Genomic DNA, 12,767 nt, shown 5'->3' with positions numbered 1-12,767 from the left:
GGGGCACCTGACCTACCCCCAGAAATGCCCCCAGAGGCCCCTTACCTTGCAGGCCCGCGACACACTCCCCAACATCTCCGCCAAATTTAACAGCCCGACCTTGTTCTTGATGATCTTCTCTTCCGCGTTCATCTCTGACATCCTCCTTAGGGTTGGTTTCCATCCATCTTACCAGAAATGTCAGATTAAGTCTTGCCTATTACACAACAATCAAAATTATCAAGAAAGTCTCAAAATGAAGGCCGCCTTCAAGGGCAGCTTTTTTACGTCTGAAAAATTCTATTTTACCAGTGGTTAGCGGGACCGGTTTGAAATTCTCTTTGATCTGAACCCGGACCCACGCACACTTAAGAACCGCGTTTCTATTCTTTCTCGGCCTAAATTCTCCAATACCTGTGGACCAGGGACTTTCTGGTCCGGACTTTCTGGTCCGGACTTTCTGCTCAGTTTTCACACATTTTATTGATATTGGTCAAATAACGACAATTCAGGATCGGATTCTTATGGCTGATCTCCTCCTTGGGTTGGTTTCCATCCGTCCTACCAGAAACCTCAGATCAAGTCTTACCTATTACACACCCATTGTTTCTCTTTTTGTCGCACCGGCTCCCCAAACAATGGCGCAGTCTCCATTGAATTTTAGTCAATTCATCAGGTTGCGTAAGATGGCATAGCGTACCAGATCTGCGTTGTTGGTCAGATTCATTTTTTCTAAAATACGGATGCGGTGGGTGCTAACTGTACTGGGTGCGAGGTTCAACTCGCGGGCAATCGTGGTAATCTGCATACCGGCGGCGAGCTTGAGAAAAATGCTGTATTCACGGTTGGTCAACTGTTCGTGCAGATCCGCCTCCTGACCCGTGAAAATCTTCTCGACAACCTTGACAGCCAGCTCCGGGGCCAGAAAGCGTCCGCCGCGCGCCACCAACCGCATGGCATCCACAATCTGCATTGGTGGCATTTTCTTGGTCGCATAACCGGCAGCCCCCGCCCTCACAAGCCGAATGGCCAACGTTTCGTCGGCAACCAAAGTCAAAAACAACACCCGCAGCTTGGGCTGTGCCTGGATGACCCGCTGCAACACTTCGAGGCCATCCATGTCCGGCAACTTGATGTCCAAAACCAGCAGATTGAACTCTTCTTTGGAAAGATCGCGGATTGTCTTTTTCCCGGTTGCGCTTTCATTGGTCACCATGAGTTCGGGATCACCATTCAGCATAGCCTTCAAGCCTTCTCTCAGAATGGCATGATCGTCAGTTAAATAAACTTTGAACATATATTGCCTCCAAGCCTCTGCGATTTTATTTAAGTTTTGTTCATTTCCATACAATAAAAACTAATAGTTAGTTGCAATGTCTACATTACAACAATCATCAGTAATATATACATTTGATATTTTTTGGCTTCACCATCTCCGGGTTTACCAGGGGCATTTCGCCGCCACGGCCCACTTGGTGCGGGAGATGTTGCCGGAGTTGGATATCTTATCCTGTTGAGCAGTCGATGCGGATTTGCGAGGCCAACCCGCCCCATCACTACTTCCCAAGTAGATTCAAGCAGCCAGAAGCGTTTTACTGAGCTTAACGGTTACACAATTTCTTACAATTGACAGAGTAAATATTTACAAATTCACAGATTACAATACAGAAAAAACTGTCAATTACTGAGCAATTGTTCATTTCTCTGTATATTTACGAAGAATAGTAGCTGTACTCGATTATTGAATCAACAAAAAAATAATCACTTTCTCTATATAATTATTGTTTAATACACATCAAGTCAATATATTTATAAATATTTTTAAAGGCTTTGTATCAATCTATAGTTTGGATGCAAATTTATTAAAATTTAAATTATACTATAACAGATACAATTAATATTAAGAGAATAAACCCGCAATCGATGACGGAACAAACCATTCGCTATCCGACCGATCTTGGGCGGCTCAACGAAGTGACTGTGGGCCTGCCACGGCTACCACAGGGTAGGCCCATGATCGCGGTAGGGGCTTTTTGATGAGGCCAAAATTAGCCATGTTGGAGCGGAAAACTGCCGAATCCTGCCACTGCTGACCCCTGTTCAATCCAAGAGCCTTGATGATCTGGTCGTCACTTCGTCGAAGGTCGCTCCCACGGCCTCAGAATGCGGCACCAGAATGGCCCCGGCGTGTTCGGACGCCCCAGTGTGGCATAATATAGCTCGAAAAAATAACCCTTTGGGAGCATTGGCAACACCTGCGTGCGGAAGATGATGATGCTCATCCGGCATCCGGAAATGCGTTTGAACCAAACGAACTTGGCGGTCCATCAAACGGAACATTCAGCGCATATAACGTTGTTTTTATTATATAATTATGAATAGATAACACCACAATCGCCGCCATCGTGCAGGACAAAAAATGCTCCAAAGTCGACTGTTTCCGGGGGACTCAAAATTGGCATCTTGAAAAAAATCTACGCGTAAAACGAAAAAATGAGGGGATATCGGAATAAAGTACTACATATTTATCGAATATCCTCTACATGAAAATCATAGATCCTATGATTGTTTGTTTTCATTTTTCAGCATATCTTGATTTAACGAAGCTCAAATACCGAACCCAAAAAATGACAGAGAAAATTTGTTTTACCCGAGGAGGATGAGGATGAAGACCTTGCGAACGGATCTGCCGAACTGCTCACCCATGATCGGAAATATCCAAAATTCACATAAAAACGATAAAAATAAAATTAAAGTATGCAAAAATAAAGATTTGATGAAAGCGGCCTTCGAATCCACACGCGACGCCATGCTGATGCTATCCACGAATGGCAAAATTTTGCGCGCCAACACCCGTTTCCGGGAGATGTGGCGGCTTGCCGATACCGACTCGAAACCACGGGATCACGCATGGCTCAGACGTGTGCTCTCGCAGGTGGAAAAGCCGGCTGCTTTTCTGCATCGGGTGCGGGAAATCAATCAGTCCGACACCATCGATCGCGACACGTTGCACTTTAAGGATGGCCGAATTTTTGATCGTTATTCCGCCCCCTTGCTGTGCAAAAACGGCATGGTTGGCAGAGTATGGATTTTTACCAACATCACAGAGCGTCGGTTGATGGAAAAAGCCTTGCTTCAGGCCCAGCAACAGGCCGAAGAGGCCAGTCGCGCCAAAGGAGATTTCCTGGCCGCCATGAGCCACGAAATCCGTACCCCCATGAACGTGGTGCTGGGCTTGGCCGAAATGCTGCTGGAATCCAAACTTACCCCCCAACAACATCGTTTTGCCAAGATCATGCATCAGTCTGGCAAGGCCTTGTTGGTGGTGATCAACGACATCCTGGATTTCTCACGCATTGAGGCGGGAGGCATCGCTTTGGTCGACACGCCCTTCTCCCCCCGTCAAATGTTGAAGGAAACCATGCAAATGATGCGGATGCCCGCCATGGACAAGGGGTTGACGCTGGAAGAGGTGGTGAGCGCGGAGATCCCGGACACCATTCTGGGGGATGATGGCCGGGTACGTCAGGTTTTGATCAATCTGCTGGGCAATGCGATCAAATTCACCCACCAGGGAGGCGTGACGGTGAGCATGCTCCCCCATCCGCAGGAGCCCGAATGCCTGTTGTTCAAGGTGGTCGATACCGGCATAGGCATTGCCCCGGAACAAATGGCACACATCTTTGACCAATTCAGTCAAGCCAACGCACGGATCAGCCGTTCCTATGGCGGAACAGGTTTGGGATTGGCGATCTGCCGGCGACTGGTGGAACTGATGGGAGGACGCATCTGGGTGGAAAGCCAACCCAATCAGGGTAGTACATTCTTTTGCACACTGCCTATGCGACGGGCGGCCTCTCCGGTAGCCACGGTCACGTCTGTGGCGCACCTACCGCCAAGCAACACAAAAAACTTGCGCATCCTGCTGGCAGAAGATGTCGAGGAAAATCAGGTCCTGTTCGAGGCCTATCTGATGCAAACGTCGCATCAGGTGGTCATGGTGAACAATGGCAAGGAGGCCCTCGATCGGGTGAAGGAGGATCATTTCGATGTGATCTTTATGGATGTGCAGATGCCGATTATGGACGGCCACACCGCCACCCGGCAGATCCGTCAATGGGAGCAGACCTCAAGACGAAATCCCATACCGATCATCGTACTGTCAGCCCACGCCATGGAAGAAGAAAAAATGCGCAGTCAGCAAGCCGGCAGCACACACTATCTCTCCAAACCATTTCAGAAGTCCGAATTATTCAACATGCTGCAACAAGTAGATTATTATACTTTAGACTAAGGAGTTAACGAAAAATGTCCATTCGCATACAAAACATTAATTATAAGAATGATGATGGATGTGCGTCATTAAACTATAAAATTTTTCTTGAGCTTTTCGAGAAAGCCACCATGGGAACGGCTCTCGTCTCGGAACAAGGCCGCTTTCTCGAAGTGAATCAGTCGCTTTGTGCCATCCTCGGCTATCGGGATGAAGAACTGCTGTCCATCGACATGCAAAGCATCCTCCATGAGGAAGATCTGCACCTCGGCAAAAAATATTTGCACCGAATACTGACAGAGGACATCCCCCCACACCCCATGGAAATACGCTATCTCCACAAGGATGGTCACATCGTGCAGGTGCTGTTGAGCGTTTTTCTGGTGCGGGATTGGGAGGATCAGACCTGCCATTTCGTGGTGCAAATGCAAGACATTACCGCCCCAAGATCCATGGCTCTGGAACTCCTGGCGGCCAAAACCCAACTGGAGTGCATCAACCGCATCCAGAACCTGTTCATCGAGGAATCGCAACCTGATGCCCTGTTTAACGATCTCCTGCGGGAAATTCTGAAATTGACCGGCAGCACCCACGGATGCATTGCTGAAATCACGTCGGAGGAGCAAGGCCCCATTTGCTTTCAGAGCTTGGCCAACCACCCCCGGGAGGAAGATCTTTTTACCCGCATGTGCGCGATTTATGGCGACTGCGTGCAGGACGGTCATCCACTGATCATCAATGATCCGGCCAAAGACCCACAATGGTCCGCTCTGTTTGATGCCCATCCGACGTTCCACGCCTTTTTGGGCATACCCATCAAACGCCGGGAAAAATTGGTGGGGATGCTGGGGTTGGCCAATCGGCCGCAAGGATATCACCAAGAACTGGTGATGCACCTGGGACCGGTCGTTTCCGCCTGCGCGCAAATCATCGAAGGCTACCGGAATCGCAGAAAAAGCATGGAAGTGGAAGAATCCCTCCGGAAGACCAACGCCCTGTTGAGCCGGGAAATCCAGGAACGGGAGCAAATCCAATCCGAACTGCAACTGGAACGGGACAAGTTGCGGGAAATCACCGCCACCCTGGGCGAAGGGCTGTATGTGGTCGATTGGGCCGGAGTGATCACCTTCATCAACCCCACCGCCCTGACGATCCTAGGGTGGAGCGAGGCAGAGGTGCTTGGAAAATCCTCCCATACCCTGTTTCACCATACGCGGGCCAATGGTTCTCCCTATCCTCCGGCCGACTGCTTTTTGCGTGAAGTGCTGCATCAAGGCCGGGTGGTCACGTCGGAGGAGGAGTTGCTTTGGCATCAGGATGGCCACAGCTTTCCGGTGGCCATGATCGCCTCGCCCATCCACCGAGCTGGAGAAGTGCGCGGGGCGGTCGTCTCCTTCCGGGACATCACCAAGCGCAGACAGATCGAAGAAGAATTATCCAAAGCCAGACAGAGAGCGGAAGTTGCCGCCCAGGCCAAAAGCGATTTTCTTTCCACCATGAGTCACGAAATCCGCACCCCCATGAACGGTATATTGGGAATGACCGACCTGCTCCTGAGAACCACCCCGTTGACGGAGCAACAATATCATTATATGCAAACCATCCATCGCTCCGGACGCACCTTGCTGCGCATCATCAACGACATCCTGGATCTCTCCAAAATCCAGGCGGGCCAATTGGTTCTGGAACTGTTGCGCTTCGACCTGGACGTAGTGATCCACGACATCATCGACATGTTCGCGGAACGGGTCAAAAGTAAGGGGTTGGACTTGCATCTCAAGCCACTCACCGGTCTGCCTGCGCATCTGCTGGGGGATCCCTACCGCCTTAGCCAGATCCTGTTCAATCTGATGGGTAATGCCATCAAGTTCACCGAAGATGGATCGGTCAGCATGTCGGTGGAGGTCGAGAAGGAACGGGATGCGGATGTCCTGTTCCGATTCCAGGTGACCGATACGGGCATCGGCATCTCTCCGGAGTTCCAGCAGCATCTGTTTCAGGTATTTTCCCAGGAAGAGCCATCCATCTCACGCAAATTTGGTGGCACCGGATTGGGACTGGCCATCACCCGGCGCCTGGTAGTCATGATGGATGGAGAACTGGGGGTGGACAGTGTTCCTGGCCGTGGTTCGTGCTTCTGGTTTACCGCCCGTTTCGGCAAGCAGCAGCAGAGTGATCGACAGGAGATCGAAAGCTGGCATGCCATCCAACAACCGTATACCCCGGACAACCTCCATTTCACAGGTCGCGTCCTCCTGGTGGAGGACAACCTGGTCAACCAGGAGGTGGCGCAGGCGACCCTGGAACTGTTCGGTTGCCAGGTGATGGTGGTCAGCAATGGACAACGGGCCATCAACCTCGTGCGAGAGACGGATCCCCACTTCGATGCCATTTTCATGGATTGCGAAATGCCCATTCTGGATGGTTTCGAGACGACCAGGCGTCTGCGTCAATGGGAAGTCGATGCCGGGCATCCGCACACTCCCATCATTGCGTTGACCGCCCACGTGTTGGAGCAGAGTCGGCAGCAATGCAAGGAGGCCGGCATGGACGACTATTTACGCAAACCTTTTAGCCAAGCGGATCTGGGAGCCATCCTGCATCGTTGGATGCCACAGACACGCGACGGCACCAATACGCAGAAGCCAACCGCCAGATCAGCCTCCAACCCACATCCGAAGCCGCCACAGGCGACGTTGCTGTCTGCCCCGCAACCCGACAACCCGACCAATGGGTCTGCCATACCTGCCATTCCTATTTTGGACCGAATTGTTTTGGAGCGCATTCTGGAATTGGTCCAGAAAAGAGATAACCAACTGTTTCACAAGATGGTGAAACACTACATGGCGAGCATACCGAAACTGCTGGTCGCATTGGAACAGGCTCTGGAACGAAACGACCCGGAGAGTGTGAGAACCACGGCCCATACCCTGAAATCCTCCAGCCTCACCATGGGGGCGGCGCGGTTGGCCGAACTGGGATGGAACATGGAAAAACACCATAGCAATCTGGCGCTGGTGCATCGGCATTTGCAACAAATCGGTCCGGTTTTTTCCGAAACCAGGCATGCCTTGAACAACTTGTTATGCAGCCACACGGACAGGAGAATGCGGTGTGCGAACCGACAGTTAGCATTAAAAAACATTCCATATTGATCGTCGATGACGAGGACGTACAACGATTGCCTATGCGAGAGGTCTTGGAGCAATACGGCTTCAACGTGATAGAGGCCGAAGATGGCATGCAGGCCTGGGAGATGGTGCAAAGCGATCATCCCGACTTGGTGATCTCCGATGTGGTGATGCCCCGAATGAATGGATTTGCCCTGTGTCAGACCATCCGTCAGCACAAAGGCATGGAGCATCTGCCCATCGTCATGGCCACAAGTCTGCACGATGTCACCTCGATCGATCTGGCCTATCAGCTGGGGGCCACCGATTTTATCACCAAGCCCATCAACTGGAGCCTGCTGGGCCACCGGGCACGCTATATCCTGCGCAGTGCACGCACGGCCCAGGCACTGACGAAAAGCAAGCTGGAGCTGCTCCGCACCCGGTTGGAGATCATTCGGCGGCTCGGTCAGGCTGCGGAATACCGAGACAACGAAACCGGAAACCACATCATACGCATGAGCCAGTATTCCGCCTTGCTGGGACGGGCCGCAGGCCTGTCCGTCCACGATCAGGAACTATTGCTCAATGCCGCCCCCATGCACGATGTGGGCAAGATCGGTATCCCGGACAGTATTCTTCTGAAACCGGGAAAACTGACCGCCGAAGAGTTTTCCATCATGAAAACCCACACCGTTCTGGGAGGGCACCTTCTGGACAAAGAGCCTTCCGTTTTATTGTACACCGCCCATCTTATTGCCGTTACCCACCACGAAAGATGGGATGGTAACGGTTATCCCTATGGCTTGGCGGGCGCAAAGATTCCTCTCATGGGCCGCATCTGTTGCGTGACCGACGTATTCGATGCCCTTACCTCCCAGCGTCCCTACAAACAACCCTGGAGTGTGGAAGAGGCAATCAACGAAATCCAGCGCGGCGCAGGCACCGTGTTCGATCCTGACCTGGTTCTGAAATTTATCACAATCTTGCCGGAGATCATCCAAATCAAGGAGTCCTTCTCCCTATCAAACGTTCACTGATCTCCCGTGCCTCATTGAGCAGCCCAAGATCGGTCGGATATCCGAGGCAAGGCAGGTGTGGCTGTGGAATTTGGTGCCAAATTGAGCGCCAGTTTGGATGTTTTCCTGGTGATGAACCTGAACCTGTTGGTCAGGTTCTTTTTTGCCCTGAATCGGCCATCTCTCAACGTGGTATTCGCCAGCCTGCCGACTCGAATGGTCGCCTGGCAAGCTTTGGTGCAAAAAATGGGGGATCGGCGGCGATTACCACAGGGTAGGCCGATGATCGCGGCGGAGGCTTTTTGAGGAGGCCCTACAATACCTTGCAGTCTGTTGCCCTCCGCTCAGCACACCAACCGGTCCCGTCCCGCCGCCTTGGCCTGATACAACCGGTCGTCAGCCGCTTTCACCAGGGATGCGGGGGGGAGGTCACGGGAGGGGATCATACTTACACCGCCCATGCTGATGGTGACATGATCGGCCACTTTTGAATGATGGTGGGGCAAACCAAGTGCATGGATGGTCTCACGCAGCTTGTTGCCAACCACGATCAAGCCATCCAGATTGGTGTCAGGCAACACGCACACAAACTCCTCGCCTCCATAACGGGCCAGCAGATCCACGCTCCTGGGCATGGCGTCTGCCAGGGCCCGCGCCACTTGTTTGAGGCACTCGTCTCCCTCGGCATGTCCATAGTGGTCATTGAATGGTTTGAAAAAATCGATATCCATCAAGATCAATGACAAGTCAGCGTGATCCCGCGACGCACGGTTCCACTCCTGCTCCAGATATTGATCAAAATGGCGTCGATTGGGAATCCCGGTCAGGCCATCCCGCATGGCCATGTTCTGCAAAATGGTGTTCAATTTGGAAAGCTGGTCGTTTTTGCTCTCCAGTTGGGCATTCAGTTCTTGCAAAGCGACCATGCTTTTCCGCAAGGCCAGATGGGTCTTGACCCGCGCCTCCACAATCGCCAGGGAGATGGGCTTGCTGATGTAATCGACAGCTCCGAGCGACAACCCCTTGGCTTCGTCCGCCACATCTCCCATGGCTGTGATGAAAATGACCGGAATTTTTTGTGTGGTCGGATCGGCCTGCAACCGTTCCAAGACCTGATAGCCATCCACCTCCGGCATCATGATGTCCAGCAGGATCAGATCGGGTGGCGGCACGGCCCGCACCCGCTGCAAGGCCTGTTCGCCGTTCTTGGCCAGCAAAAGATCATAATCCGGTTCCAACAACTCCTGGAGCAGATGCAAATTGAACGGTTCGTCATCGACAAGCAGCAGGGTCATGCGATTTTCTTCCATGATTCACGCTCCTTCCGGGGTTCTGATCTGTAAGGAACCGGCCCAATCCAACAGACATGCCAACGCCGCGTCAAATTCGTACTCTTCAATCCGGGCAGCCATCTCCACCAGAGGTCCGCCGGTCGGATCACCGGCCATGCCCCGCAATTCGGCCAGTTTTGCGCTACTTTTAGAATGACCCGAACGCAACAGACGGACCAACTCTTGAACACGGTGGGTCATCTCGTCCATGTTCACAAGGATCGTCTCCGTGCGGTGGGTGGGGATGACGGGAGTGGAGACCTGTTCGTGTACCCAAGGGGCGAGTTCTGCCCACAACGCGGTTGCCCGCTGTTCCAGCAAGGTCAGTTCCGCCGCGTCGGCATGGCATTGTCCTGTGTTTAGACAGGTTTCCAATTCCATGGCCGCCTGGGCAAGAGGGAGTGCCCCCAGGGAACCGGCCACCCCCTTGAGCGTATGGGCCAGTCGCAACGCTCCGGCGCCATCCCCGCAAGTCACAAGATGCCGCATGCGAGAGGCAATATCATGATAATCCTTATAAAATTCCAGTAGCAGTTTCTTGAAGAAACTTGCTTTCCCTCCGGTTTTCCGGACTCCGGCGGTGATATCGATGGCTGTCAGGCCCTTGGGCAAGCGTTTTTCCGGCACCGCGTCGGGCGAAGGGCATCCGGGTTGCCCCTCGCGCCTGCCTGCGGCAATCCAGCTCACCAGCGCCTCGAAAAGCAGGTCGGGATCAATCGGCTTGGCAATATGGTCATCCATGCCCGCTGCCAGACATTTTTCCCGATCCCCGGCCATGACATGCGCGGTCATGGCCAGAATGGGCAGGTTGTGCCAACGGGGATCACGGCGCATCTCCCGTGCCACCGCATACCCATCCATTTTGGGCATCTGCACATCCATCAACACCAGATCAAACGATTTTCGGCCCAGCCACTCCAGCGCCTCCAGGCCGTTGCTGGCCAGGGTCACGAACAGACCGTTGGACTCCAGCAACTCCGTGGCGACCTGCTGGTTGATCCGGTTGTCTTCGACCAGCAGCACATGCGCACCCAGAATGCCATGGATGGCCTCTCCGTCCCATCTTTTGGTGGTACTTTTGTGACGCCTGGATCGTCCAGCTTCCCGGGCGGCGCTTCCCGTGGCGAATCCCTCTCCATCGAACAACGCGGTAAAACGAAAGGTACTGCCGCTTCCGGGGTGGCTCTCCACCTGGATCTCACCTCCCATCAGCGAAACCAGCCGTTTGCAGATGGAGAGCCCCAGACCGGTTCCCCCATATCGACGCGTCGTGGAAGAGTCCGCCTGGATGAAAGCCTGGAACAGCTTTTCCCGTTGCTCCTCGCTCATGCCGATCCCGGTATCCTGAATGGTGAAGCTCAGCCGAATCCGTGCATGCGCGTCTTCCACGCGCGCCACGGAGAGCCGGATGTGACCCGTTTCGGTGAACTTGACCGCATTGTTGCCAAGATTGATCAGCACCTGTCCCAGACGCAACGGATCGCCCACCAGTACCTCCGGAACCGACTCGGCACGGGAGACCTCCAGAAGCAATCCTTTTTCTTCCGCCTTGGTGCCAATCATGTTGACCAGGTTGTCCAACACCTCATCCAGCCGGAACTCGATATGCTCCATGGTCAGTTTGCCGGCCTCGATTTTGGAAAAGTCGAGGATGTCGTTGAGAATGCCCAGCAGATTGCGGGCGGAGTATTGAATCTTGCTCAGATATTCCCGCTGTTTGTCCGTCAGATGGGTTTGCAGGGCCAGATGGGTCATCCCCATGATGGCATTCATCGGTGTGCGGATTTCATGGCTCATGTTGGCCAGGAAATCTCCCTTGAGACGATTGGCCTGATCCGCCAGTTCCCTGGCATCGATCAGAGCCTGTTCCACCGCCTTGCGGGAGGTCAAATCGGTGAGGATGCCGACGAACATCCGTTCATCGCCGATCCCCAACTCACTGACCGCCAGATTCAAAGGAAACGTCGCCCCATCGCGTCGTCGCCCTTCCACCTCCCGACCGACCCCGATGATGGTGCGCGCGCCGCTTTCCAGATAGCGGCGCAAATAGCCGTCATGGGACTCTCGATACGGGGAAGGCATGAGCATTTTGATGTTCTGGCCGATGACCTCTTCCGCTTGGTAGCCGAACAGGGTTTCCGCCGCCGGATTGAACAAACGTACCGTACCCGTCGCATCGATGGTGATGATGCCATTGACTGCGGTTTCGACAATCGCCCGGACCGTGGCTTCGCTGTGACGCAGACGGTTTTCGGATTGTTTGCGCAAGGTGATATCCATCATGATGCCCACAAACATGCGCGCACCACCCACCACCATCTCGCTGACCGTCAACTCGACGGGAACCGTGCTGCCATCGGACCGGGAGCCTTCCAACTCCGTGGCCACGCCGATGATGTGACGGATACCGGTCTCCAGGTAGCTCGTCAGGCTTTGATCGTAGGCCGCATGATAGTGTGCGGGCATCAACCGCTTGACGCTTTGTCCGACGATCTGATCCGCGGCATAACCGAACAATCGTTCCGCGGCAGCGTTGAAAGAGTGTATCCTCCCGGTGGCGTCCATGGTGACAATGGCGTTGGCCGCCTTCTCGATGATGACACGTTTCATCTGGAAGAGGGTCTCCTCCAGATCTTTTTGCGTTTGCTCCCTTTGTTGCACCATTTGGGACATCAACTGGGTGAGATATTCCAACCCGCCGAAATCCTCTTCCAACAGAGGCTGTCCGCTGGCCATCAACAACTGGTTGGCCGTCTGACGCAACGATGCCAACACCTTGGATTGCGACAACAACTCGCGATGCAGACGTTCGTTGAGTTGATGCAACTCCTCCGAAGAGAGATTCAGGCTGCGGTCACACAAGGCGATGTCACGTTCATAACGTTCATAGGTGGCGTTGACACCGCGCAAGAAACCCATGACATCCAGTCCCGACAACCGCGCCTGACTGTCTTCCTGGTACGAGTCCGTCCTTTGTGCCAACCAGGCATCGACATCACCATCATCATCCAATCCCAAGGCTTTTTGCAGTTGCCGTTGCAAAAGACGATGCATC

7 protein-coding genes are annotated in these 12,767 nt (G+C 53.3%); 4 read left to right on the top strand and 3 right to left on the bottom strand.

Annotated features, from left to right (window positions below; genetic code table 11):
• Positions 1–643: 643 nt before the first annotated feature.
• Positions 644–1,330 (bottom strand): response regulator transcription factor, encoded by a 687-nt coding sequence (locus HQL98_06645; GenBank protein ID MBF0271722.1) that lies wholly within the window; start codon positions 1,328–1,330, stop codon positions 644–646.
• 1,425 nt (positions 1,331–2,755) lie between these two features.
• Here HQL98_06645 and HQL98_06640 point away from each other — a divergent pair.
• The 4 genes from HQL98_06640 (at position 2,756) to HQL98_06625 (ending at position 8,687) form a co-directional block, all read left to right on the top strand.
• Positions 2,756–4,273: a response regulator gene (locus HQL98_06640; GenBank protein ID MBF0271721.1), complete on the top strand. Its 1,518-nt coding sequence runs from the start codon at positions 2,756–2,758 to the stop codon at positions 4,271–4,273.
• 110 nt (positions 4,274–4,383) lie between these two features.
• Positions 4,384–7,407 carry a PAS domain S-box protein gene (locus tag HQL98_06635; GenBank protein ID MBF0271720.1) on the top strand — a complete coding sequence of 1,008 codons (3,024 nt, stop codon included), beginning with the start codon at positions 4,384–4,386 and terminating at the stop codon, positions 7,405–7,407.
• Positions 7,338–8,402 (top strand): response regulator, encoded by a 1,065-nt coding sequence (locus HQL98_06630; protein MBF0271719.1) that lies wholly within the window; start codon positions 7,338–7,340, stop codon positions 8,400–8,402. Before HQL98_06635 ends, HQL98_06630 begins: the two co-directional genes overlap by 70 nt.
• 81 nt (positions 8,403–8,483) lie before the next feature.
• Positions 8,484–8,687 (top strand): hypothetical protein, encoded by a 204-nt coding sequence (locus tag HQL98_06625; protein MBF0271718.1) that lies wholly within the window; start codon positions 8,484–8,486, stop codon positions 8,685–8,687.
• 38 nt (positions 8,688–8,725) lie between these two features.
• Here the strand turns inward: HQL98_06625 and HQL98_06620 are convergent, their stop codons facing one another.
• Together HQL98_06620 and HQL98_06615 are read right to left on the bottom strand one after the other, a co-directional pair.
• Positions 8,726–9,691 carry a diguanylate cyclase gene (locus HQL98_06620; protein MBF0271717.1) on the bottom strand — a complete coding sequence of 322 codons (966 nt, stop codon included), beginning with the start codon at positions 9,689–9,691 and terminating at the stop codon, positions 8,726–8,728.
• A gap of 3 nt (positions 9,692–9,694) precedes the next feature.
• Complete coding sequence (locus tag HQL98_06615; GenBank protein MBF0271716.1) at positions 9,695–12,766, bottom strand: PAS domain S-box protein; 3,072 nt, start codon at positions 12,764–12,766, stop codon at positions 9,695–9,697.
• Position 12,767 lies beyond the last annotated feature (1 nt).

It is taken from the genome of Magnetococcales bacterium, assembly GCA_015231755.1.
GTDB lineage: Bacteria > Pseudomonadota > Magnetococcia > Magnetococcales > Magnetaquicoccaceae > Magnetaquiglobus.
This window is presented reverse-complemented; position numbering and strand designations above follow the sequence as displayed.